The 23,407-nt window shown below is 64.8% G+C and carries 19 protein-coding genes; 7 read left to right on the top strand and 12 right to left on the bottom strand.

Annotation, left to right across the window (positions count from 1 at the left end):
- Nucleotides 1-62 precede the first annotated feature (62 nt).
- The 5 genes from I6F31_RS00910 (at nucleotide 63) to I6F31_RS00890 (ending at nucleotide 8,272) form a co-directional block, all read left to right on the top strand.
- Nucleotides 63-3,158, top strand: coding sequence for a MexW/MexI family multidrug efflux RND transporter permease subunit (locus I6F31_RS00910; protein ID WP_036025801.1), 3,096 nt, complete (start codon nucleotides 63-65; stop codon nucleotides 3,156-3,158).
- A 130-nt stretch (nucleotides 3,159-3,288) separates the two neighbouring features.
- Nucleotides 3,289-5,883, top strand: coding sequence for an ATP-binding protein (locus I6F31_RS00905; protein ID WP_036025799.1), 2,595 nt, complete (start codon nucleotides 3,289-3,291; stop codon nucleotides 5,881-5,883).
- Nucleotides 5,880-6,269 carry a response regulator gene (locus tag I6F31_RS00900; RefSeq protein ID WP_025034870.1) on the top strand — a complete coding sequence of 130 codons (390 nt, stop codon included), beginning with the start codon at nucleotides 5,880-5,882 and terminating at the stop codon, nucleotides 6,267-6,269. Before I6F31_RS00905 ends, I6F31_RS00900 begins: the two co-directional genes overlap by 4 nt.
- Complete coding sequence (locus tag I6F31_RS00895) at nucleotides 6,266-7,516, top strand: adenylate/guanylate cyclase domain-containing protein (protein WP_036004735.1); 1,251 nt, start codon at nucleotides 6,266-6,268, stop codon at nucleotides 7,514-7,516. Before I6F31_RS00900 ends, I6F31_RS00895 begins: the two co-directional genes overlap by 4 nt.
- Before the next feature lie 9 nt (nucleotides 7,517-7,525).
- Nucleotides 7,526-8,272: a hypothetical protein gene (locus tag I6F31_RS00890; RefSeq protein WP_225127385.1), complete on the top strand. Its 747-nt coding sequence runs from the start codon at nucleotides 7,526-7,528 to the stop codon at nucleotides 8,270-8,272.
- 21 nt (nucleotides 8,273-8,293) lie between these two features.
- Here I6F31_RS00890 and I6F31_RS00885 read toward each other — a convergent pair whose 3' ends face one another.
- The 12 genes from I6F31_RS00885 to I6F31_RS00830 form a co-directional block, all read right to left on the bottom strand.
- Nucleotides 8,294-9,178: an ABC transporter permease gene (locus I6F31_RS00885; protein ID WP_225184533.1), complete on the bottom strand. Its 885-nt coding sequence runs from the start codon at nucleotides 9,176-9,178 to the stop codon at nucleotides 8,294-8,296.
- Between the two features lie 2 nt (nucleotides 9,179-9,180).
- Nucleotides 9,181-10,122, bottom strand: a complete 942-nt coding sequence (locus tag I6F31_RS00880; protein WP_025034874.1) for an ABC transporter permease — start codon at nucleotides 10,120-10,122, stop codon at nucleotides 9,181-9,183.
- Between the two features lie 10 nt (nucleotides 10,123-10,132).
- Nucleotides 10,133-11,641 carry an ABC transporter substrate-binding protein gene (locus I6F31_RS00875; RefSeq protein WP_225184532.1) on the bottom strand — a complete coding sequence of 503 codons (1,509 nt, stop codon included), beginning with the start codon at nucleotides 11,639-11,641 and terminating at the stop codon, nucleotides 10,133-10,135.
- Nucleotides 11,642-11,663: 22 nt separating this feature from the next.
- Nucleotides 11,664-12,770 carry a dipeptide ABC transporter ATP-binding protein gene (locus tag I6F31_RS00870; protein WP_225184531.1) on the bottom strand — a complete coding sequence of 369 codons (1,107 nt, stop codon included), beginning with the start codon at nucleotides 12,768-12,770 and terminating at the stop codon, nucleotides 11,664-11,666.
- Entirely contained in the window at nucleotides 12,770-13,759 is a 990-nt protein-coding gene (locus I6F31_RS00865) for an ABC transporter ATP-binding protein (RefSeq protein WP_225184530.1), read from the bottom strand. Before I6F31_RS00865 ends, I6F31_RS00870 begins: the two co-directional genes overlap by 1 nt.
- Nucleotides 13,756-14,466 carry a DUF1028 domain-containing protein gene (locus tag I6F31_RS00860; protein ID WP_036004762.1) on the bottom strand — a complete coding sequence of 237 codons (711 nt, stop codon included), beginning with the start codon at nucleotides 14,464-14,466 and terminating at the stop codon, nucleotides 13,756-13,758. Before I6F31_RS00860 ends, I6F31_RS00865 begins: the two co-directional genes overlap by 4 nt.
- A 9-nt stretch (nucleotides 14,467-14,475) precedes the next feature.
- Nucleotides 14,476-16,281, bottom strand: a complete 1,806-nt coding sequence (locus tag I6F31_RS00855) for a gamma-glutamyltransferase family protein (RefSeq protein ID WP_225146103.1) — start codon at nucleotides 16,279-16,281, stop codon at nucleotides 14,476-14,478.
- A gap of 87 nt (nucleotides 16,282-16,368) precedes the next feature.
- A complete protein-coding gene (locus I6F31_RS00850; protein ID WP_036025780.1) occupies nucleotides 16,369-17,358 on the bottom strand; it encodes an oligopeptide/dipeptide ABC transporter ATP-binding protein in 990 nt (329 codons plus the stop codon).
- Entirely contained in the window at nucleotides 17,355-18,341 is a 987-nt protein-coding gene (locus I6F31_RS00845) for an ABC transporter ATP-binding protein (RefSeq protein WP_225184529.1), read from the bottom strand. The genes I6F31_RS00850 and I6F31_RS00845 overlap by 4 nt, the downstream gene beginning before the upstream one ends.
- A 13-nt stretch (nucleotides 18,342-18,354) precedes the next feature.
- Nucleotides 18,355-19,326, bottom strand: coding sequence for an ABC transporter permease (locus I6F31_RS00840; RefSeq protein WP_225184528.1), 972 nt, complete (start codon nucleotides 19,324-19,326; stop codon nucleotides 18,355-18,357).
- Between the two features lie 10 nt (nucleotides 19,327-19,336).
- A complete protein-coding gene (locus I6F31_RS00835; protein WP_036025775.1) occupies nucleotides 19,337-20,317 on the bottom strand; it encodes an ABC transporter permease in 981 nt (326 codons plus the stop codon).
- Nucleotides 20,318-20,421: 104 nt separating this feature from the next.
- Nucleotides 20,422-22,017, bottom strand: a complete 1,596-nt coding sequence (locus I6F31_RS00830) for an ABC transporter substrate-binding protein (protein WP_225184527.1) — start codon at nucleotides 22,015-22,017, stop codon at nucleotides 20,422-20,424.
- Nucleotides 22,018-22,345: 328 nt separating this feature from the next.
- Between I6F31_RS00830 and I6F31_RS00825 the strand changes: the two genes are divergently transcribed.
- Together I6F31_RS00825 and I6F31_RS00820 are read left to right on the top strand one after the other, a co-directional pair.
- Nucleotides 22,346-22,603, top strand: a complete 258-nt coding sequence (locus I6F31_RS00825) for a DUF6489 family protein (protein ID WP_036004778.1) — start codon at nucleotides 22,346-22,348, stop codon at nucleotides 22,601-22,603.
- Nucleotides 22,603-23,403: an alpha/beta hydrolase gene (locus tag I6F31_RS00820; RefSeq protein ID WP_225146100.1), complete on the top strand. Its 801-nt coding sequence runs from the start codon at nucleotides 22,603-22,605 to the stop codon at nucleotides 23,401-23,403. The genes I6F31_RS00825 and I6F31_RS00820 overlap by 1 nt, the downstream gene beginning before the upstream one ends.
- The last annotated feature ends 4 nt before the right edge of the window (nucleotides 23,404-23,407 follow it).

Here is a 23,407-nt window from a genome sequence, read left to right as displayed (position 1 = left end):
CTCGCGTGATCCGGCCCGGCCGGATCACGCGTCTTGAAAAAAAGAAATCGAGATCGCCCGCGATGGCCTTTACCGACATTTTCATCAAACGACCGGTCCTGTCGGTCGTCGTCAGCCTGCTGATCCTGCTGATCGGCCTGCGCGCGGCAATGGTGCTGCCGATCCGGCAATATCCGAAGCTGTCGAATACGGTCATCAACATCACGACCGTCTATCCCGGCGCGTCCGCAGACCTGATCCAGGGCTTCATCACCACGCCGATCGAGCAGGCGGTCGCGTCCGCCGAAGGCGTCGACTACATCACCTCGTCCTCGGTGCTCGGCACCTCGACGATCCAGGTCTACATCAAGCTGAATTTCGATCCGAACCAGGCGCTCACCGAGGTGTTGGCGAAGACCAATTCAGTGAAGTACCTGATTCCGAAGGAATCCAACGACCCGATCGTCACCAAGACCACGGGCCAAACCACGGCCGTGATGTATCTCGGCTTCTCCTCGGACGAGCTGTCCGGCTCGGCCATCTCCGACTATCTGACGCGTGTGGTCCAGCCGGTGCTGTCGACCGTCGACGGCGTCGCCTCGGCCGACATTTTGGGCGGCCAGACCTTTGCGATGCGGCTGTGGCTCGATCCCGTGAAGATGGCGGGCCGCAACGTATCGCCGGCTGACGTTGCGGCGGCGATCCAGGCCAACAACTTCCAGTCCGCGGCCGGCCAGACCAAGGGCTATCTGATCGTCTCGAACGTCTCGACCAACACGGGCCTGACCAACGTCGATCAGTTCAAGAAGATGATCGTCAAGGCCAAGGACGGCGGCTTCGTGCGGATGGAGGACATCGCCACCGTCGAGCTTGCAGCCCAGAGCACGGATGCCAGCGTCGCCTTTAACGGCGAGCGCGCGATCTTCATTGGCGTGCAGGCGACGCCACAGGGTAATCCGCTGACGCTGGTCAAGGGTGTGCGCGCGCTGTTCCCCGAGCTCGAACGCAACCTCCCGCCCTCGATGAAGATGAAGGTCGCCTACGACTCGACCAAGTTCATCCAATCTTCGATCGACGAGGTGCGGAATACATTGGGCGAAGCCGTCATCATCGTGATCGTGGTCATTTTCCTGTTCCTGGCCTCGCTGCGCTCCGTCATCATTCCCGTCGTCACCATTCCGTTGTCGATGATCGGCGTCTGCACGATGATGCTGGCGCTGGGCTTCAGCTTCAACCTGCTGACCCTGCTCGCGATGGTCCTGGCGATCGGCCTCGTCGTCGACGATGCCATCGTCGTGGTGGAGAACATCCATCGCCATCTGGAGGAGGGCAAGACGCCGGTCCAGGCCTCGCTACAAGGCGCGCGCGAAATCGTCGGGCCGGTCATCTCCATGACCATCACGCTCGCCGCCGTGTACGCGCCGATCGGGTTCCTCGGTGGCCTCACCGGGTCGCTGTTCCGCGAATTTGCGTTTACCCTCGCAGGCTCGGTCATTGTATCAGGCGTGATCGCGCTGACGCTGTCGCCCATGATGTGCTCGGTGCTGCTGAAGAACACCGAAGAGGGCCGCTTCGCCAAGTTGGTGAACCGGGTGTTCGGCGCCATGACGCGGTGGTATGGCCGCAAGCTCGACCGCTCGCTCGACTACAAGGCCATCACCGGCCTGTTCGCCGTGACGATCCTGGGACTCGTCGGCTTCCTCTACATGAACACTTCGAAGGAGCTGGCGCCCGAGGAAGATCAGGGCATCGTGTTCGCGGTGACCAAGGCGCCGAAATACGCCAACATCGACTATGTCGATTTCTACGGCGAGAAGCTCGACAAGGAATTCCAGAAATTCCCCGAGACCGATCTGCGTTTCGTGCTGAACGGCATCAACGGCCCGCAAGGCGGCATTGCCGGCATGCTCTTGAAGCCCTGGGACGAGCGCACACGCTCGTCGATCGCCTTGAAGCCGCTGGTGCAGGCCGAGCTCTCCAAGATCGAGGGCGTGCAGGCGTTCGCGTTCAACCTGCCGCCATTGCCGGGCGGACCCGGCGGTCTGCCGATCCAGATGGTGATCAATTCCACGGCCAGCTTCCAGACCGTCTATGAGCAGATGGAGAAGCTGAAGGAGGCTGCACGCAAGAGCGGCATGTTCATCGTCTCCGATAGCGACCTCGCCTACAACCAGCCGAACGTCGAGGTGACGATCGACCGCACCAAGGCTCAGGACCTCGGCGTCAACATGCAGAACCTCGGCTCGACGCTCGCGGTGCTGCTCGGCGGCAATTACATCAACCGGTTCAACCTCGAGGGCCGCTCCTATCAGGTGATTCCGCAGGTGCCGCGCGGCAAGCGGCTGTCCCCGGAATCGCTCGGTGGCTACTATGTGACGACCAACACCGGGCAGCAGCTTCCGTTGTCGACCGTGGTCTCGATCAGGACCAAGACCGATCCGAATTCGCTGACGCACTACAACCAGCTCAATTCGGCGACGTTCTCCGCCGTGCCGATGCCCGGCGTGACCGTCGGCGCTGCGGTCGACTTCCTCGAAGGCGAGGCCAAGAAGCTGCCGCAAGGCTTCAGCCACGACTATCTGGCTGACTCCCGGCAATACGTGCAGGAAGGCAATCAGCTTGCCATCACCTTCGGCTTCGCGCTGATCATCATCTTCCTGGTGCTGGCGGCCCAGTTCGAGAGCTTGCGCGACCCGCTGGTCATCATGATCTCGGTGCCGATGGCAATCGTCGGTGCGCTGATCCCGCTGTTCTTCGGCATGGCGACCATAAACATCTACACCCAGGTCGGTCTGCTCACCCTGGTCGGCCTGATCACCAAGCACGGCATCCTGATGGTGGAGTTCGCCAACGAGCTCCAGGTTAACGAGCGGCTCGACCGCCGCTCGGCCATCGAGATGTCGGCCCGCATCCGTCTGCGGCCGATCCTGATGACCACGGCCGCGATGGTGACCGGCCTGATCCCGCTCCTGACCGCGACCGGCGCGGGCGCGGCCAGCCGCTTCTCGATCGGTCTCGTTGTCGTCGCCGGCATGTCGATCGGCACGCTGTTCACGCTGTTCGTGCTGCCGGCAGTCTATGTGGTGCTGGCGACCGACCATCGCGCGGCGGCCGATTCGGAGCGGAACAAGCAGATCGGCGAGCTGGACCTCGATTCAAAGGCGCTACGGCCGACCTGAGGCCGCCGGCAGGCTAGTCCCGAAAGGGCGGCAGCGGTGATCCGCTGCCGCCCTTTTCGTTGGGTCTCGGGCGAGCTCCTTGCCGCGCTTGCGAGAGACAAGGTCCGGTCTTCTTGCTAGGTTCCGTGGAATGAGCCTGTCCCTCCACCCCGATACACCTCGAGCCGGGACATTGCCGAGCGCGGCCCCAGGCGAGGTCGCCTCCGGCGACACTGCGGGGCGCGGAATCCGGACCCGGCTCTTCGCCAAATACGTCGCGCTTTTCGTGGCGGTCGTCGCCATTGCGCTGCTCGCCAATGGCCTGTTCGAGGTCTACTTCTACTATCGCGAGCACAAGGCCTCTCTGATCCGGGTCCAGCACGAGCAGGCCGAGGCGGCCGCTGCCAAGATCGGCCGGTTCGTCAAGGAGATCGAGAGCCAGCTCGGCTGGACCACGCAGCTGCCCTGGTCGGGCGGCTCGATCGAGCAGCGCCGGTTCGACGCGCTGCGCCTGTTGCGCCAGGTCCCTGCGATCACCGAGCTGGCCCAGGTGGATTCGACTGGCAAGGAGCGGCTGCGGGTCTCGCGGCTGGCGATGGACGTGCTCGACAGCGGGATCGACCTGTCGAGCGATCCGAAGTTCACCGAAGCGGTCGCGCGCAAGGTCTATTACGGGCCGGTCTATTTTCGCCGGGAGTCCGAGCCCTACATGACGCTGGCGCTGGCGGGCGCACGCAAGGATGCCGGCGTCAGCATCGCCGAGGTCAATCTCAAGCTGATCTGGGACGTCGTGTCCCAGATCAAGGTCGGCGAGCACGGCAACGCCTACGTGGTCGGCCCGGAGGGCCGCTTGATCGCGCATCCCGACATCAGTCTCGTGCTGCGCAACACCGACATGTCCGGCCTTGCGCAGGTACGCGCCGTGCAAGCCGGCGGCGCCATGCCAGACGTGCTTTCCGAGGCCCACAACATCCAGGGGCAGAAGGTGCTGACCGCATCGGCCCCGATCGAGCCGCTGCGCTGGACCATGTTCGTCGAGCTGCCGGTCGAGGAAGCCTATGCCGCGCTTTATGCTTCGCTGCAGCGCCTTGCAATCGTGCTGCTCGCGGCATCCATCTTCGCGGTGCTGGCCGGGATCTTCCTGGCGCGCCGCATGGTCGGGCCGATCCAGGCGCTGCGGAGCGGCGCGGAACGAATGGGCGGTGGTGATTTCTCCCAGCGCATCTCGATCAAGACCGGCGACGAGCTCGAAGGACTCGCCGACCAGTTCAACGACATGGGCGCGCGCCTGCAGGAATCCTATGCCGACCTCGAAAAGAAGGTGGAGCAGCGCACGGCCGAGTTGCGGGAGGCGCTCGAACAGCAGACCGCGACGTCGGAAGTGCTGGAAGTCATCAGCTCCTCCCCCGGCGAATTGGAGCCGGTGTTCCGCAAGATGCTGGAGAATGCTACGCGGGTTTGCGGGGCTCAATTCGGTACGATGAATCTGTGGGACGGCAGTAAATTCAATATCGCCACGGACTACAACATTCCGCCCGAATTCTCCGCCTACCGCAAGCGGACGCCGATCCTTCCACACCCAGGATCGATTCTGGCTGCAGTCGTTTCGACGCATCAGCCGGCGCAGATCCGTGATTTGAGAGAGAGTCCGACCTACAAGGCCGGCGTTCCCAATGTCGTTGGAATGGCAGATATTGCCGGGGCCCGGACGCTCCTCGTCGTTCCAATGCTGAAAGAGGACGATCTGATTGGCGCGATCACCATTTTCCGACAAGAGATTCGCAGCTTCACGGATAAGCAGGTCGCTCTCGTCCAGAACTTTACCAAGCAGGCCGTCATCGCAATTGAGAATACGCGTCTGCTGAAGCAGCTTCGGGAGCGCACCACTGAGCTGTCGCAGTCGCTCGATGAGTTGCGCACCGCGCAGGACCGCCTGATCCAGACCGAAAAGCTCGCTTCCCTCGGCCAGCTCACCGCCGGCATCGCCCACGAGATCAAGAATCCGCTCAACTTCGTCAACAACTTCTCCGCGGTCTCGACCGAGCTGATCGACGAGCTCAACGAGATCCTGCAATCGGCCGCGCTCGACGGCAAGACGAAGAAGGAGGTCGACGAGCTGACCGGCATGCTCAGGGCCAATCTCGAGAAGGTGGTGCAGCACGGCAAGCGCGCCGATTCCATCGTCAGGAACATGCTGCTGCATTCGCGTCAGGGTTCCGGCGAGCATCGCGCCGTCGACATCAATGCGGTGGTCGAGGAGAGCCTCAATCTCGCCTATCACGGCGCGCGCGCCGAAAGGCCCGCCTTCAACGTCACGCTCCAGCGCGATTTCGACCCGGATGCCGGCATGATCGAGGTGTATCCGCAGGAGATCACGCGCGTCTTGCTGAACCTGATCTCGAACGGCTTCTATGCCGCGGCCAAGCGCAAGGAGAGCGAGGGCGATGCATTCGAGCCCACTTTGCGCGCGGCAACGAAGAATCTCGGCGACAGGGTCCAGATCCGGATTCGCGACAACGGCACCGGGATTCCAGCCGAGGTGAAGGAAAAGATGTTCAATCCCTTCTTCACCACCAAGCCGGCCGGCGAGGGCACGGGACTCGGCCTTTCAATGAGCCACGACATCGTGGTGAAACAACACGGCGGCACGATCGACGTGGACACCACACAAGGTGTATTCACCGAGTTCATCATCACGCTGCCGCGGACGATGGCAGCGGGCGACACTTCCGGAGGAAAGTCTTGAACGTTTACATCCTGGTCGTCGATGACGAGCCCGACGTCGAGGCACTGTTTCGGCAGCAGTTCCGGCGCGACCTGCGCGCCGGCCGGTTTCAGATGGAGTTTGCCCTCTCGGCCCCCGAGGCGCTCGAGCGCGCCGCCGAAGTCCGTGATCCCTCGCTGATCCTGATCCTGTCGGACATCAACATGCCCGGCATGAGCGGGCTCGACATGCTGCCGAAGGTGCGTGCCGCGCATCCCGATGTTCCCGTCATCATGATCACGGCCTATGGCGATGCGGAGACGCGCCGCAAGGCGATCGAACGGGGCGCCGTCGGGCTCCTCACCAAGCCGATCGACTTTGCGCTGCTGCGGCAGGAGATCGACACGAGGCTCGAGCAAGCCGCATGACTGCGACCATCCTCTTCGTCGACGACGAGCCGGATCTCGAGGCGCTGATCCTGCAGAAATTCCGCAGGCAGATCCGCGATGGGCAGCTCGCGCTGATCTTCGCGCGCGACGGCCTGGAGGCGCTGGAAGCGCTGGAGCAGAATCCGCATGTCGACATGGTGGTCTCCGATATCAACATGCCGCGAATGGACGGCCTGTCGCTACTCGCGAAGCTCCAGGAGGCCCAGGAGAAGAAGTCGACCATCATCGTCTCGGCCTACGGCGACATGAGCAACATCCGCACCGCCATGAACCGCGGTGCGTTCGACTTCCTGACCAAGCCGATCGACTTCGCCGACCTCGAAGCTACGATCGAGAAGACCGTCCGCCATGTGGAGATGCTGCGCGAGGTGCGGCGGCGCCAGATGGAAGCCGAGCGCGCCCATGCCTCGCTGTCGCGCTTCTTCTCGCCGGAGATTGCAAGGCGGCTGGCCGCGAACGTCGATGGCGACGGCATTGAGGTGCAGTGGCGCGATGTCGCCACCCTGTTCACCGATATTACAGGCTTCACCTCGCTGGTCGAGACCGCGCCTCCGCAGACCCTGGGCGAGCTCCTCAACGAATATGTCGGCGGCATGACCGAGATCGTCTTCGCCCATGAGGGGACGGTCGCCAAGATCATCGGCGATGCGATCCAGGTGCTGTTCAACGCCCCCGGCGACCAGCCGGACTATGCAACGCGCGCGGTCGCCTGTGCCCATGCTCTCGACGCCTGGGCGGAGGACTTTTCGGCGCGCTGGAAGGCAAGAGGCGTGAATTTCGGAGCTACCCGCATCGGCGCTCATGCCGGTCCGGCGCTGGTTGGCAATTTCGGCGGCAACCGCTTCTTCGACTACACGGCCTATGGCGACACCATCAATATTGCGGCCCGGCTTGAGGCGGCGAACAAGCACCTGGGAACGCGCATTTGCGTTAGTGCCAGCGTTGCGAATGGGGCCGAAAACTTTCGTGGCCGTCCCGTGGGCGACCTGATGCTGCGCGGACGCAGCGAGCCGCTGCGCGCATTCGAGCCGCTGCCGCAGGCGAGGTTCGAGGCGCCAGCGACGGCGCAATATGCCGAAGCGTTTGCCAAAATGGAGGCCGGCGATGCCGCGGCCATGCCGTCCTTCGCCGCGCTGGTCGGCATGCACGCCGACGATCCGCTGGCCGGATTTCACCTGAAGCGCCTGCTCAACGGCGCCAAGGGCACTCGCATGCAACTGGAATAGGAGTCCGTCATGACGCGCGAATTCTCGGCCGGCAACTATCGTTTCATCCCGTCCGTCTTCCAATATTCCGCCGGTGCTGCCGCGGATGAGGGCTACGAGATCGAGCGGGTCCGGTTCGACCGCCTGGTGCCGCTCGCCGAAGGATTTGCGCTGGCGGCAAAGTTCATCCAGGAGGCGGGCCGCCCGCTGACGGCGTTCTGCGCCTGCGAGCTGCGCTCGCCAGCGGCCTTCAGCGAAGAAGGCTTTCGCGCGTTCAATCTGCACTATGTGAAGACGCTGTCCGAATGGGGCATCTTCGACGGCAGCACCAATCCGGTGGCGCGCAGCAATGTCTGCCCCGAGATCGATCCGCCGTCCGAACCGTCGTTCTATGCGTTCTCCTTCACGCGTCCGACGCGGTCAGATTTGCCGAGCTTCGTCATCGCCGGCGGCGCCGAGGCGCGCGAGGGCAGCGGCTCCTATGTCGAGCGCACGGTGCGCTACCGCGATCTCAGCCCGGAGGGGCTGCGCGAGAAGGTGCGCTTCACCACCACGTCGCAGATGGAAAACCGGATGGCAGCCTTCGGCTTCGGCTGGAAGGATACAACCGGGGTGCAGGCCTATTCCGTGCACGACTTTCACCATGCGCTGGTGGACGAGTTGGTCCGCCGTGGCGCGCTCCGCTCCGGGCTGACCTGGCATTTCGCCCGTCCGCCGGTGGTCGATCTGGAATTCGAGATGGATTGCCGCCGCGTGCTGCGGGAGGTGGTGGTCTGAGCTTCTCACCAAGAGGAATAATCAGCGCTGCCTTGGGTCGAGCGCGTCGCGTAGGCCGTCACCGAGCAAGTTCAGCGACAGCACGACGAGGAAGATCGCAAGGCCCGGCCAGATTGCCATCCAGGGCGCCTGGGTCAGGAAGCGTTGTGCCGCGTTGAGCATGCTGCCCCACGATGGCGCCGGAGGCTGCTGGCCGAGGCCGAGGAAGGAGAGGGCGGCTTCGGCGATGATGGCCGCAGCGATCGAGAGCGTCGCCTGCACCAGAAGCGAGGGGAGGATGTTCGGCAGGATGTGCGAGAGCGCGATCCGCCACGGCGGATTGCCGAGTGCGCGCGCGGCCTCGACATAGTCTTCGGCTTTGACGACGAGCACCTGGCCGCGGGTCAGGCGGATGAAGATCGGCGTCGCCGAGATGCCGATCGCAATCATGGCATTGCCGAGGCTCGGGCCGAGGAACGCGGCGAGCGCGATCGCCAGGATCAGGAACGGGCAGGCCAGCATCGCATCGGTGATGCGGCTGATCAGCGCGTCGGCGAAGCCGCCGCGGTAGCCGGCAAGGAGACCGAGCGGCACGCCGATGCCGAGCGCGATCGCGACCGAGATCAGGCCTGCGAGCAGCGAGGCGCGCGCGCCGTAGACGACGCGGCTGAGGATGTCGCGGCCGAGCTCGTCGGTGCCGAACCAGTGGGCCAAGGTCGGCGGTTTGCGCACCAGGCTCCAGCTCGTCGCGATGGGATCATAGGGCACGATGAGCGGAGCGAGCACGGCAAGGGTGATGAATATCGTGAGCACGACGAGCCCGAACACCGCTGCCTTGCGCTTGAACAGCCGCCGACGCGCGCGGCGGGCCGGGCTATCCAGCTCGTCGGCTCGCGTGAGAGGACTCGGCAGCGCGGCGTCGGTCATGATCAGCCCCGAAGCCGCGGATTGACGAGGATGTAGGCAATGTCGGCCACCAGATTCAGCGTGATGTAGACCGTGGCCGTGACCAGGACGACGCCCTGAACCACGGCATAATCGCGGTTGAATACGGCATCCACGATCAGCTTGCCGAAGCCGGGAATGGAGAAGATCTGCTCGGTCAGGACCGCGCCTGAGAGCAGCGTACCGAGCTCGAGCGCGCCGAGCGTGATGACGGGGGTCAGCGCATTGCGCATGGCATGCTTGAGGATCACCGTGCGCTCCAACAGCCCTTTGGCGCGCGCGGTGCGCACGTAGTCGCTTTCCAGCACCTGAAGCATGGCGCTTCGCGTATGCCGCATCAGGATCGCGGCGATCGCATTGCCGAGCACGAAGGCCGGCATGATGGTGACGGCCAGGCTTGCGCGCCAGTTCTCGGTGAGCGGCACGTAGCCGGAAGCCGGCAACCATCCAAGCTCGATCGAGAACAGGAAGATCAGCATGATTCCGAGCCAGAAGTTCGGCGTTGAGATTCCCCACAGCGCAAAGAGATTGGCGCCGTAGTCCCACGCGGAACCCTTCTTCACGGCCGCGACGATGCCGGCGGGAATGCCGATCAGCAACGCGATCAGGATCGCCATCGAGCCGAGCTGCAGCGTCACCGGCAGCTTCTGCGCGATCAGCTCGCGCACCGGCATCTTGTTGCGCAGCGACTCGCCGAAATCGCCAGAGAGCACGCCCTTGATCCAGTAGGCGTACTGCACCGGGACGGGCTGATCGAGCCGGTATTGGCGGCGGATCTGCTCGATCACGGCGGGATCGCGCTCCTCGCCCGCCATCACCAGCGCGGGGTCACCCGGCAGCAATTGCTGCAGCGAGAAGATCAGCACCGAGACGAAGAACAGCGTCGGCACGATCTGCACAAGTCGGCGGGCGAGGAAGTTCAGCATCCTCGCAGCGTCACTTCAGCTTGAGGCCAACAACGCGGACGAGGCCGTCCGGCATTTGCCTGTAGCCTTCGAGCTTGGTCGCGTGCGCGATGATGATGCGGCGGTGGTAGAGGTAAAGCAGCGGCTCTTCCTCCTGGACCAGCTTGGCCAGGACCTCGTAGCTCGCCTTGCGCTTGGCGGGATCGGTGACGAGCCGCGCCTCCTCCAGCGCCTTGTCGGCCTGTGGATTGTTCCACCCACCATAGTTCTGGGGTGCGCCGTTGTGCAGGAACACGAAAGTGTTGCCGTCGGGATCGACGCGGCCGCTCCAGGCGAGCATGTAGGCCTGATAGTCGCCCGTCTCCGCCTGCTTCAACCCGGTTGCGAATTCGGTGAGGCGTATCTTCATGTCGAATCCGGCTTCCGCTGCCATCGACTGGATCACCTGCGCCGGTGTTTCGGTTTCCGCGCCCTTGGGCACCAGGAAGTCGACGCTGATCGGCGGCGTCACGCCGGCCTCCTTCAGCAGCGCCTTGGCCTTCTCGACGTTGCGGGGACGGATCGGAAGCGATTTCTGATAATAGGGATGATTAGGATTGACCCATTGATTGCCGACCTGAAACTCGCCGTTGAACACGACCTGATTGATCGCCTCGCGGTCGATGGCAAGATCGAGCGCCTGCCGCACCTTGGCGGACTGGCTGAGCGGGCCCTTGGCCTTGTCCTTGCCGATGTTGAGCGTGATGCCCTGATAGCCGAGCTCGATGGCGGTCGCGACCTTCAGCCGCGAGTCGGCGCGCACCTCCTTGAGATCGGTGGCGAGCACGCGCTCGATCAGGTCGAGGCCGCCGGATTTCAGGTTTGCGAGCCGCACGGTCGCATCGACGATCGGCTGGAACACGATCTTGTCGATGAAGACGTTGTCCTTGTTCCAGTAGTCGGCGAATTTCTCGAACACGATGCGGTCCTGCTGCACGCGCTCGACGAACTTGTAGGGGCCGGCGCAGACCGGGCGAAGGCCGAACTTGTCGCCGGCCTCCTTGGCGGCCTTCGGCGACATCATCATTCCGGCGCGGTCGGTGAGCTGAGCGAGCAGGGGCGAGAACGGCGACTTCAACACCAGCTTGACCGTGAGGGGATCGACGATTTCGACGTGATCGACCGAGGCGAGCTCCGGCTTGCGGAACGAGCCGGGGAACGTCAGATGCCGCTCCAGCGAGAATTTTGCGGCCTCGGCATCGAACGGCTCACCGTCGTGGAATTTCACGCCGGGCCGCAGCTTGATGACCAGCGCCTTGCCGTCGTCGGCGGTTTCGCTCGAGAGCGCCAGCTGCGGCACGATGTTGAGCTTCTCGTCGATGTCGAACAGCTTGTCGCAGAAGGAGGAGAACACGATGCGGCCGACATAGGTGCGCGCCATCGTGGGGTCGAGGATATCGGGGTCTTCCGCGAGGCCGATGCGCAACGTGGTCTGGGCCTGCGCGGCCCCGATCGACACCAGCACAGCGGCGGCTGTTGCGGCCAGGCGAAACATCTTCATCGGTCAATCCCCATTGCTTCGGCTATTTCGTTGCGGACGCGGCGTACTGTATACCAACCCCGGCGGGGCTGCTGCCTTCCGTCTTTTGGCTGAAGGCCGCGACCAGTTTTGCAAGCACCGGCGAAAACCCACCGGCCGCGGGCAGAATGGCGTCGGCAGACGGCAGCTCCGCGGTGCGGTGACAGGCGGTGGCATGGCCCGTGTGGTCGGCCAGAAGCGCAGGCGCCTCATTGCGGCAGCGCTCGATCACGAACGGGCAGCGGGTGTGAAAGCGGCAGCCGGCGGGCGGATTGAGGGCGCTCGGGATTTCGCCCTCCAGCAGCACCGTCGTCCGTTTCGCCTTCGGCTGTGGCAGCGGGATCGCCGACAGCAGTGCGCGGCTGTAGGGGTGGCGCGGCGCGGCGAACAACGCGTCGGCTTCCGCCGTCTCGACGATCTGGCCGAGATTCATCACCGCGACGTGGTCGGCAATGTGCTTGACCACGGCAAGGTCGTGCGAGACGAAGATGTAGGCGAGGCCGAGCCGGTCCTGGAGCTCGCGCAGCAGATTGAGGATCTGCGAGCGGATCGAGACGTCGAGCGCCGAGACCGGCTCATCGCAGATGATGAGCTTCGGCTCGACCGCGAGCGCGCGGGCGATCGCGATGCGTTGGCGCTGGCCGCCGGAGAATTCATGCGGATAGCGCCGGGCGAGGCGCGGCTCCAGCCCGACCAGCCGCAGCAGTTCGGCAACGCGCTCGGCCCGCCGCACCGGCGGCACCAGATCGTGCAACGCCAGCGGCTCGGTCAGGATCTGGTCGACCGTCATGCGCGGATTGAGCGAGGCGTAGGGGTCCTGGAAGATGATCTGCGCCTCGCGCCGGAAGGCGCGCAAGGTCCCGGCGTCGAGCGCCAGCAGGTCGCGGCCGTCGAAGCGGATCATACCAGCGTCTGGCTCGATCAGCCGCAGCACCAGGCGGCTGACGGTGGACTTGCCGCAACCGGATTCGCCGACCAGGGCCAGCGTCTTGCCGGCCTCCAGCGAGAAGGACACGCCATCGACCGCCTTGACGTGCGCCAGCGCGCGGCCGAGCAGCGAGCGCTGAGCGACGAAATGCTTGACCAGGCCTTCGACTTCGAGGAGCGCCATCACGACACCAGCAATTCGAGCGGCGCGCGGATGCAGCGCGAGAGGTGGCCGTCGCTGAGTTCGACCAGTGGCGGCGGCACCTTGGTGCAGGCGTCGAGCACGAAGGGGCAACGCGCGGCGAAGCGGCAGCCGGCGGGCGGCTGTGCCATGTTCGGCACCATGCCTTCGATCGTCGCAAGCTGCTCGGCGCGGTGGTCGAGCCGCGGGATCGAGCCGAGCAGGCCGACCGTGTAGGGATGCTGCGGCGCGGAGAACAACTCGTCGACCGGCGCCCGCTCGACGATCTCGCCGGCATACATCACCGCGACCTCGTCGCAGACCTCGGCGACGACGCCGAGATCGTGGGTGATCAAGATGATCGCGGCGCCGCTCGCGGCCTTCAGCTCGCGCATCAGCTCCAGGATCTGGGCCTGCAGGGTGACGTCGAGCGCGGTGGTCGGCTCGTCCGCGATCAGCAGCCGCGGGTCGCAGGCGAGTGCCATCGCGATCATGACGCGCTGGCGCATGCCGCCGGAGAGCTTGTGCGGGTAGTCGTCGATGCGACGCTCGGGCGAAGGGATATGGACGCGGCGCAACAGCTCGATCGCGCGCTCGCGCGCGTTCCTCCGCGAGCCGCCGCGGTGACGCAGGATTGTCTCGATGATCTGGTCGCCGATCGTGAAGCTCGGATTGAGCGAGGTCATCGGCTCCTGGAAGATCATCGCCAGCCGGTTGCCGCGCAGATCGCGCAATGTCTGGTCCGGCGTGGTCAGCAGGTCGAAACCGTCGAAGCGGATCGCGCCACTTATTTCCGCGCTCTGCTTCGGCAGCAGGCCCATGATTGCCAGCGACGTCACGCTCTTGCCGCAGCCGGATTCCCCGACGAGACCGAGCGTCGCGCCATTGGCGACGCTGAGATCGACGCTGTCGACCGCGTGGGTGATACGGCCGTCGTCGCCATGAAAGCGGATACGCAGATCCTTGATCTCGATGAGGGGGCTGGCGCTCATGATCGTCTCGCGCGCGCCGCTTCGATGCTGGCGTCGATGACGCTGCGATCGGTGTTGCCGGCCGGGTTCTGCCGCGTCGGCATGGAGGCGCGGAAGTGCACCCAGAGTTCGTGGCTGACGCGCTCGAGGCGTTCGAGCTCACCGAGCGGATCGGGATGGTCGTCGGCGCGAATGTCCAGCGCTGGCCATTCCTCCTCGCCGTGGATCACGAGCGCGGCCGACTGCTTGCCGCGCTTGTCGCCGCCGGCGGCTTCGCCGGCGCGCATCGCCGCGAGCAGACGGCGTGGGAAGGGCAGGCTGTCGCTCGCGATATAGGTCCTCGCTGTCTCGTCGAGCACGTCGGCCCCCGCGAGCATGTTGCCGGCGATCGAGAAGCCGCTGCCGGCAATATGGCCGCACCAATCGACGCAGTCGCGCCCGGTATGCGCGGCGATGGCGCCGCTGGCATCCATCAAATGGACCTGCCGGCTCTCGCGGCCGTCATCGGTCGCCAGCAGCGTGGCGAGCACGTCGTGGGCGTTGAGGCCCTCGCGCAAGAGCTTGACGCCGTCGATGCCGTAATAGGGATTGACGAAGGCCTGCGTCGCGATGGCGCCGAGGCCAGCGGCGATGTAGGGCACGCGCGCGCCGACGGCGAAGAAGCGGGTCGCAACCGCGATGCCGAACTGGCCGGTGGCAGGATCGCGCGCGATGATCGACCAAGTCATGTGCTGCCTTCAGCGTCCCGCCGCGTAGCCCTGCATGCCGCGCGGATTGGCGGCGGCGCGCCGGCGCGGACCCACGCGTGAGGCCGCGGTCAGGCGTCCCTCGGACCAGTCGGGACCGATCTCGACGATATGCCCTCGCTCGCGCAGGTTCTCGATCGTTGCCTTCGGCACGCGGTTCTCGACCACGAGCACGCCGGGACGCGCGGTGCGCGGCCAGAACGAGATCGGGAAATGCTCGGAATGCCAGGCCGGCGCGTCGATGGCTTCCTGGAGATTGAGGTTACAATGGACGTGGCGCAGGAAGAACTGCGTGATCCACTGGTCCTGCTGATCGCCGCCCGGCGAGCCCCAGGCGAGGTAAGGCTCGCCATCGCGCAGCGCCATGGTCGGAGAGAGGGTGGTGCGCGGCCGCTTCCCTGGCGCGAGCGCGGCGGGATGGCCTTCCTCCAGCCAGAACATCTGAGCGCGGCTGCCGAGGCAAAAGCCGAGCTCGGGAATGATCGGCGAGGATTGCAGCCAGCCGCCCGACGGCGTCGACGACACCATGTTGCCGTCCCTGTCGATGATGTCGAAATGCACGGTGTCGCCGCGCACCTCGCCGAAGCGGCCCACGGTCGGCTCGCCGGCGCCGAGCGCGCCGACCGCCTCGCGCTGGCCCTCCGCGCGGCGCAGCTTGACGACACCGCCGAAGCCTTCGACCGAGCCCGGAATGAAATCCAGCGAAGCCTTGTCGGTGACGAGCTTGCGGCGCTCGTCGTTGTAGGTATCCGACAGCAGCGTTGCGATCGGGATCTCGTTGAACTTGGGATCGCCGTAAAATTTTTCACGGTCGGCGAAGGCGAGCTTGGCGCATTCGATCTGGAGATGGATGAACTCCGGCCCGGTCGGATCGAGGCCGTCGAGTGCAAAGCCCTTCAGCAGCGCGAGCTGCTGCAAGGTGACCGGACCCTGGCTCCAGACGCCGGCCTTGCAGACGGTGTAGCGGCCATAGTCGTAGGTGAGTGGCGCTTCGACGGTCGGCTGCCAGCGCGCCATGTCGTCGGCGGAGAGCACGCCGCGATGTGGCGAGCCGCTGACGTCCATCACCTCCTGGGTTCGGCAGAACTTGTCGACGGCTTCCGCGACGAAGCCTTGCGACCAAGCTTTGCGCGCGCGCTCGATCTCCGCATCGCGGCCACCGCCGCCGCTTTCCGCCTCGCTCAGGATCCGGGCGTAGGTCGCAGCCAGTGTCTTGTTGGTGAACAGCGTGCCTGGCTTCGGCACTTCACTGTTCGGGAGGTAGACCGCGGCGGACGTCGGCCAGTGCTTGCGGAACAGCTGCTCGACGGTCTGGATCGTGGCGCAGGCGCGCTCGACCAGCGGATAGCCGTCGCGGGCGTAGGAGATCGCCGGCTCCAGCACGTCGCGCACGCGCATCGTTCCGTAGTCGCGCAGCAGCATCATCCAGGATTCGAAGGTGCCGGGAACGCAGGCGGCGAGCAGACCCGTGCCCGGCACCATGTCGAGGCCTTCGCTTCTGTAATGCGCGATGGTGGCCCGCGCCGGCGCCGGGCCCTGGCCGCAGATTACCTCGGTGCGGCCGCGCTTGACGTCATGCACGATGATGGGCACGTCGCCGCCGGGACCGTTCAGATGCGGCTCGACCACCTGGAGCGTGAAGGCGGTGGCAACGCCGGCATCGAAGGCATTGCCGCCCTTTTCCAGGATGGCCATGCCCACGGCAGTCGCAATCCAGTGCGTCGAGGCGACGACCCCGAACGTGCCCTCGATCTCGGGCCTCGTCGTGAACGGATCGGGATTGATATTACTGCCCATGGGACTTCACCACCTTATTTCCGGCGCGCGCAATTGATCACAGGGCCACCCCGCTTCCAAATGCGCAGGCTGCATGGCACGCGCGCGTCACGCCGGGACCGGCGCGGTGTTGACCGCATGGCAGGCGACGCCGTCGATCAGTTCCGGGGTCTCCTTGCGGCAGAGATCGAACGCCAGCGGACAGCGCGGATTGAAGGCGCAGCCGGAGGGCGGATTGATCGGGTTGGGGATCTCGCCCTTGACCGGAATGCGCTGGCGGCCGCTCATGGCAAGATCAGGCACGGCGCCCAGCAGCATCTTGGTGTAGGGCATGCGCGGATTTGCGAACAGCTCGCGTCCGTCCGCGATCTCGACGATGCGGCCGAGATACATCACGCCGACGCGGCTCGCCATGTGGCGCACCACGGCGAGGTTGTGGCTGATGAACATGTAGGTCAGGCCGAACTTGTCCTGGAGGTCGCGCATCAGGTTCAGGATCTGCGCCTGCACGGAGACGTCGAGCGCCGAGGTCGGCTCGTCGCAGACGATGAATTCGGCGTCGGACGCGAGCGCGCGCGCGATCGCGATGCGTTGGCGTTGGCCGCCGGAGAATTCGTGCGGATATTTCAGCCGGTCGTCCGGATGCAGGCCGACGAGGCTGAGCAGCTCGCCGACGCGAGCCTGGATGTCGCGCTCGCCCTGGATCAGGTCGAAGGCACGGATCGGCTCGGAGATGATGGCATCGACCCGGAAGCGCGGGTTCAGGCTCGCATAGGGATCCTGGAAGATCATCTGGATGCGCCGGCGCAGCTTCCGCCGCGCTGGCGCCTGCCGCGGGTCCGTCATGGAGACGCCGTCGATCAGCACGTCGCCGGCGCTTGGCGGCAGCAGGCCGACGACCATGCGTGCCACCGTGGTCTTGCCGGAGCCGGACTCGCCGACCAGGGCAAACGTCTCGCCCTTCCTGATGTCGAAGGTAACGTGATCGACTGCCTTGAGATATTCGAGATGTCCGCCTTCGAGTACGCGGTTGAGCCAGGGTTTCGAGACGTCGAAGACGCGGCGCAGGTTTGTGGCCTGGACGAAGGGAGCGCTCATGCCACGCTCTCCGCCGGCACGTCGTCATAGAGGTGGCAGGCCACCGATTGCGCGCCGCGCGGCAGCGGCTCCGGCCGGTCGACACGGCAACGATCGAAAGCGAAGGCGCAGCGCGGATTGAACGAGCAGCCGCGCGGGATCGCCGACAGGCGCGGCATCGAGCCCGGGATCTGCACCAGGCGCTTGTCCTCGCCTGCAAGCGTCGGGATCGCGCCCATCAGGCCCTTGGCATAAGGATGCAGCGGATTCTTCACGACGTCCTGCACCGGGCCGATCTCGGCGACACGGCCGGCATACATCACGGCGACGCGGTCCGAGGTCTCGGCAATCACACCCATGTCGTGCGTCACCAGCATCACCGCGGTGCCGTGGTCGCGTCCGAGCCGCTTGATCAGCGAGATGATCTGGGCCTGCACGGAGACATCGAGCGCGGTGGTCGGCTCGTCCGCGATGATCAGCTCGGGCTCGGCACAGATCGCGAGCGCGATCACGACGCGCTGACGCATGCCACCGGAAAACTCGTGGGGATAGCCGTCGATACGCTTTTCCGGCGCGGGAATGCCGACCTCGGCGAGCAGATCGATGGCACGGCGGCGGGCGGCCGACTCGGACAGATTGAGGTGGGTTCGGATCGTCTCCACGATCTGGTCGCCGACCTTGTAGAGCGGATTGAGCGACGTCAGCGGATCCTGGAAGATCATGCCGATGCGCCTGCCCCTGATGCGGCGCATCTCCTCCGGCGGCAGATTGTCGATGCGCAGGCCCGCGAGACGAATCTCGCCGCCGGCAATGCGGCCGGGCGGATCGATCAGGCCGATCACCGCGAGGCCGGTGACGGACTTTCCGGCTCCGGACTCGCCGACGACGCCGAGCACCTCGCCCTTGGCAATGTCGAAGGAGACGCCGTCGATGGCGCGCAGCGTGCCGCGGCGGGAGGCAAACTCCACGTGAAGATCGCGCACGGAAAGGACGGGTTCGGTCATGGACGAGGCGTATTCATCGAAGCTTCGGATTGAGCGCGTCCCGCAGCCAGTCGCCGAGCAGATTGATCGACAGGATCAGCGTTGCGAGCGCGAGCCCCGGGAAGGCGACGATCCACCATTCGCCGGCGAACAGATAATTGTTGCCGATGCGGATCAGCGTGCCGAGCGAGGGCATGGTGTCGGGCAGGCCGACGCCGAGGAAGGACAGCGTCGCCTCGGTGATGATGGCGAGAGCAAGGTTGATGGTGGCGATGACCAGAATCGGGCCCATCGTGTTCGGCAGCACGTGCCGCAGCATGATCTTCGGCGCCGGCAGGCCGATCAGCTGTGCAGCGGCCACGTAGTCCTTGTTCTTCTCGACCATCACGGAGCTGCGCACCGTCCGGGCATAGCCGACCCAGAAGCTCAGGCCGATCGAGATCACCAGCACCACCAGCATGCTGGTGGCGTCCAGCCGGTTGCCGAGGATCGACTTCGCGATGCCGTTGACCAAGAGCGCGATCAGGATGGCCGGGAAGGTCAGCTGCACGTCGGCGATCCGCATGATCACGCCGTCCACTGCGCCGCCGAAATAGCCGGCGATCAGGCCGAGGGCGATGCCGAGCGCGCCGGCGAAGATCACGCCGGCGACGCCGACGGCGAGCGAGATGCGCATGCCATAGAGAATCGCGGAGAACACGTCGCGGCCTTGCTCGTCGGTGCCGAGCAGGAACGGGCTCTGGCCGTCCGCGGTCCACAGCGGTGAAATCCGCGAATTCATCAATTGCAGCTGTGCCGGATCGAACGGGTTCTGCACCGCGAGCACGGATGCAAAGATCGCAAGCAGGAAGAACAGGACCGTGATGGCCGCAGCCACCATGGTGAGCTTGGAACGGCGGAACGAATAGAACAGGTCGCTGTCGAGCGTGCGGCTGAACCAGCCATGGGCGGCCTGCGCCGGCTGCGCGCTTTGCTTGTCGGAACTGGAGACGACTGCGTCGGACATGCAGGCTGCCCTATGCGGCGCGACCGACGGTCGAGCGCAGGCGCGGATCGACCACGGTGTAGAGAATGTCGACCACCAGATTGATGGTGACGAAGATCAGTGAAACCATCAGCAGGTAGGCGGCCATGATCGGAATGTCGACGTTTTGCACGGCCTGGACGAACAGAAGCCCCATGCCCGGCCATTGGAACACGGTTTCAGTGATGATCGAAAATGCAATAACCGAGCCAAACTGAAGCCCTGCGACGGTGATCACCGGAATCAGCGTGTTCTTCAGCGCGTGGCCGAAATGGATCGCACGCGTGGTCAGCCCCCTGGCGCGGGCGAAGCGGATATAGTCGGTCCGCAACACTTCCAGCATCTCCGCGCGCACCAGCCGCATGATCAGGGTCATCTGGAACAGGCCGAGCGTGATCGAAGGCATGATCAGTGCCTTCAGTCCCGACACCGTAAGCAGGCCCGTCGTCCACCAGCCGAGCTTGACCACCTCACCGCGGCCGAACGAGGGCAACCAGCCCAATGTCACTGCGAACAGGTAGATCAGGAGAATGCCGATCAGGAAGGTCGGCAGCGAGATGCCGATCAGCGAGACCGCCTGGAATAGTTTGGCCAGCACGGTATCGCGCTTGAGCGCCGAATAGACGCCCATCAGGATGCCGAACACCATTGCAAACACGGTCGCACAGATCGCAAGTTCCAGCGTCGCGGGCATGCGCTCCATCAACAGCGTCGCGACCGGCTGGCGGAACTGGTAGGAGACGCCGAACTTGAACTGCGCCGCATCGGCGAAATAGCGCACGAATTGCACCGGCACGGGGTCGTCGAGGCCGAGCGACTTGCGCACGATCGCGCGTTCGGCGGCCGAGGTGTCGATCGAGACGATCTGGTTGACGGGGTCGCCGGCGAAGCGGAACATCGAGAACGCGATGATGCCGACGGCGAACATGACGCCGATGGCCTGAACGGCGCGGCGAAGCGTGAAAGCGAGCATGCCTTCCACTGTCCTTGGGTGAGCGTACGGCCGACGTCCTTGGCGGCCGGAAAAGAAAAGGTCCCGGAAGGTGGATGCCGCCGGGACCTCGTGTTCAACCGACGCTATTCCTTCTTGGTTGCCCAGTGGAACATGACGAGATTGTCGGCGCGCTGCGGCAAGTTCACCTTCTTCGACACGCCCCAGGCCAGCGCCTGCTGGTGCAGCGGGATGTAGGACCAGTCCTTTGTGCCGATGTCGTAGGCCTGCTTGATCAGCTGGTTGCGCTTGACGGTGTCGGTTTCGACCAGCACCTTGTCGGTGATGGCGTCGAACTCCTTGTTGCAATAGCCGCCTAGATTGGCCTCGCCGCGCGAGGATTTCGCATCGTCGCGGCAGCCCATGATGTCGTAGAGCACGTTGTGGGAGTCCATCGTGCTCGGGGTCCAGCCCAAAAGGTAGAACGAGGTCTGGTAGCCGCCCTGCTTCAGCACCTTGGCGAAGTACTGCGCCTTCGGTTGCGCCAGGAGATTGATCTTGACGCCGATACGGGCGAGCATGCCGACCACAGCCTGGCAGATCGCGGCGTCGTTGACGTAGCGATCGTTCGGGCAGTCCATGGTGACCTCGAAGCCGTCGGGGTAACCGGCTTCGGTCAGGAGCTTCTTGGCGCCGTCGGGATCGAATTTCGGCCGCGTGAACTCCTTGGACAGCACGAACAGTTCCGGTGCGATCATCAGCGCCGACGGCGTCGACAGCCCGCGCATCACGCGCGTCTTGATCAGCTCGATATCGATCGCCTTGTAGAAGGCCTCGCGGACGCGGACGTCCTTGAACGGGTTCTTGCCCTTGATGTTGGAGTAGAGCAGCTCGTCACGCATCTGGTCAAAGCCGAGGAAGATGGTGCGCAGCTCCGGTCCCTTCAGCACCTGGGCGTTCGGGCTGGAATCGACGCGGGAGATGTCCTGGATCGGAACCGGCTCGATGACGTCGACTTCGCCCGAGAGCAGGGCGGCGACGCGGGTGGCGTCGGAAGCGATCGGGGTGAAGATGATCTCCTTGAGATTGCCTTCGACCTTGCCCCAGTAATTGGGATTGGCCTTGAACACCGTCTTCACGCCGGGCTGATGGCTTTCGATGATGAAGGGACCGGTGCCGTTCTCGTTCAGTGAGGCATAGCTCGGCGTGGTCGCCGCCACCGGCGTCGGATCGACGACGTTGTTCTCCTCGGCCCATTTCTTGTTCATGATGTACCAGACATCCCACGCGTTGTGCAGGATGGGATTGGGCGAGGGCAGGACGAAGTCGACCGTGTAGTCGTCGACCTTCACTACCTTGACGTCGGGCGCAAGGCGGGTCTGCATGTTCGACCCCTTCTTGCGGACGCGATCGGCCGAGAACACCACGTCGTCGGCGGTGAATGGGTTGCCGTTGTGGAATTTCACGCCCTTGCGCAAATGGAAGCGCCAGCGGGTCGGCTCCGGGGTTTCCCAGCTTTCCGCCAGTGCCGGAATGATCTTGAGGTCCTTGTCGCGCGCGGTGAGGCCCTGATAGACGTGGCCGAGATGGGCGTGGGTGGTGCTCTCGTTCAGGGTATAGGGGTCGAGCGACTTCAGGTCACCCTGGTTGGCATAACGTAGCGTCTGGCTGGTCGCTGGCGAGACCGCCAACGCAAGCGTACCTGCGAGCGTCGCCGCAAACAGACTTTGACCGATTGACATTCTTGACCCTCTCCACACTGCCGCGCCGGTGATTTTTGATTGTTCGGCGGGGCTGACCGATCCATGTTGCCCAGAGTTCTCGACCCGTGCAAGCGTCATTCCAGCAAGGAACGCGCCAAGTTGCACCGCTGTGCAGCAATGCTGCCCGGCGTCCCCCGCGGCCGGCCGGCGAGCTTCTGCGCGGGTCGCGGGCCAGCCAATTTGATTGATTGACCATACGAGCCGATTGGGGAAGCCGATCCCAGCGGCTTCCCCTCAGGTCGCTTGCCTTGCAGACCTTCTCGCGGTGATACTCCGACGGGCCGCTCGAATCTCATCTGGAGGGGACATGAAGGTTAACATCGAAATCGACTGCACCCCCCTTGAGGCCCGCCAGTTCTTCGGTCTGCCCGATGTGGGGCCGATGCAGACGGCCGTGATGGACAAGCTGCAGCAGCAGGTTCTCAGCAACATCGAGAAGGTCTCGCCGGAATCGCTGATCCAGAGCTGGTTCACCTTCGATCCCAAGATCGCCGAGCGGTTTCAGGACATGTTCGTCGCGATGGCAGGCCTCGGCGGCACGCGCAGCGGCGACAAGAAAAAATAGTGTCGCCCGGGCCGGACGGGGCGCTGCAAGAAGGCCGGCTTCGTCCGCCGGGTCTCGGCCTGCTGCTCGCCGAGGCCCGTGGGCTATTCGAGTTGAATGCGAGCCTCTTGCTGTCGCCGCTCCTGATCCGGGCGCCGCGGGGCGATGGCCATCCGGTGCTGGCGCTGCCGGGCTTTCTCGCCAGCGACCTCTCGATGGTGCCGATACGGCGCTACCTCAGCGAGCTCGGTTATGCGGCGCATGCCTGGCGGATGGGCCGCAATCTCGGCGGGCTCGGGCGAATGCGGGATTCGCTGCGCATGCGCTTGGCCGAAATCCATGCCGCCACGGGACGCAAGGTCAGCCTGGTCGGTTGGAGTCTCGGCGGCGTCTATGCCCGCGATCTCGCGCTTTGGGCGCCGGACAAGGTCCGCTACGTCGTCACGCTCGGCAGCCCTTTCGCCAACGATGTGCGGGCGACCCACGCGACGCGGCTCTATGAGACGTTATCCGGCGAGAAGGTGGAGGACTATGCGGAAGCACGCGAGGCGATTGCCGGCGATCTGCCGGTGCCGGCAACGTCGATCTATTCGCGCGCCGACGGCGTCGTGAACTGGCGGACCTGTCTGCTGCGCCCCTCCGACCGTGCCGAGAACATCGAGGTGCACCTGGCGAGCCATATTGGGCTTGGCGTGAACCCGGCGGTGCTGTGGGCCGTGGCGGATCGCCTGGCGCAACCGGAGGGAGACTTCCGGCCATTTGACCGGGCGGGGCCGTTTGCCATTGCATATGCCCCGCCGGACCGGGCAGTATCGGCCTGACGAG

Origin of the sequence: Bradyrhizobium sp. NBAIM01, from assembly GCF_020194115.1 — a bacterium.
In the GTDB taxonomy this organism is placed as follows: Bacteria; Pseudomonadota; Alphaproteobacteria; order Rhizobiales; family Xanthobacteraceae; genus Bradyrhizobium; species Bradyrhizobium yuanmingense.
This window is presented reverse-complemented; position numbering and strand designations above follow the sequence as displayed.

Bases quoted from the DNA above. Each gene is read 5' to 3' on its own strand.
- I6F31_RS00910 (WP_036025801.1), top strand. From the start codon at position 63: ATGGCCTTTACCGACATTTTCATCAAACGACCGGTCCTGTCGGTCGTC.
- I6F31_RS00905 (WP_036025799.1), top strand. From the start codon at position 3,289: ATGAGCCTGTCCCTCCACCCCGATACACCTCGAGCCGGGACATTGCCG.
- I6F31_RS00895 (WP_036004735.1), top strand. From the start codon at position 6,266: ATGACTGCGACCATCCTCTTCGTCGACGACGAGCCGGATCTCGAGGCG.
- I6F31_RS00890 (WP_225127385.1), top strand. From the start codon at position 7,526: ATGACGCGCGAATTCTCGGCCGGCAACTATCGTTTCATCCCGTCCGTC.
- I6F31_RS00885 (WP_225184533.1), bottom strand. From the start codon at position 9,178: ATGACCGACGCCGCGCTGCCGAGTCCTCTCACGCGAGCCGACGAGCTG.
- I6F31_RS00880 (WP_025034874.1), bottom strand. From the start codon at position 10,122: ATGCTGAACTTCCTCGCCCGCCGACTTGTGCAGATCGTGCCGACGCTG.
- I6F31_RS00875 (WP_225184532.1), bottom strand. From the start codon at position 11,641: ATGAAGATGTTTCGCCTGGCCGCAACAGCCGCCGCTGTGCTGGTGTCG.
- I6F31_RS00870 (WP_225184531.1), bottom strand. From the start codon at position 12,770: ATGGCGCTCCTCGAAGTCGAAGGCCTGGTCAAGCATTTCGTCGCTCAG.
- I6F31_RS00865 (WP_225184530.1), bottom strand. From the start codon at position 13,759: ATGAGCGCCAGCCCCCTCATCGAGATCAAGGATCTGCGTATCCGCTTT.
- I6F31_RS00860 (WP_036004762.1), bottom strand. From the start codon at position 14,466: ATGACTTGGTCGATCATCGCGCGCGATCCTGCCACCGGCCAGTTCGGC.
- I6F31_RS00855 (WP_225146103.1), bottom strand. From the start codon at position 16,281: ATGGGCAGTAATATCAATCCCGATCCGTTCACGACGAGGCCCGAGATC.
- I6F31_RS00850 (WP_036025780.1), bottom strand. From the start codon at position 17,358: ATGAGCGCTCCCTTCGTCCAGGCCACAAACCTGCGCCGCGTCTTCGAC.
- I6F31_RS00845 (WP_225184529.1), bottom strand. From the start codon at position 18,341: ATGACCGAACCCGTCCTTTCCGTGCGCGATCTTCACGTGGAGTTTGCC.
- I6F31_RS00840 (WP_225184528.1), bottom strand. From the start codon at position 19,326: ATGTCCGACGCAGTCGTCTCCAGTTCCGACAAGCAAAGCGCGCAGCCG.
- I6F31_RS00835 (WP_036025775.1), bottom strand. From the start codon at position 20,317: ATGCTCGCTTTCACGCTTCGCCGCGCCGTTCAGGCCATCGGCGTCATG.
- I6F31_RS00830 (WP_225184527.1), bottom strand. From the start codon at position 22,017: ATGTCAATCGGTCAAAGTCTGTTTGCGGCGACGCTCGCAGGTACGCTT.
- I6F31_RS00825 (WP_036004778.1), top strand. From the start codon at position 22,346: ATGAAGGTTAACATCGAAATCGACTGCACCCCCCTTGAGGCCCGCCAG.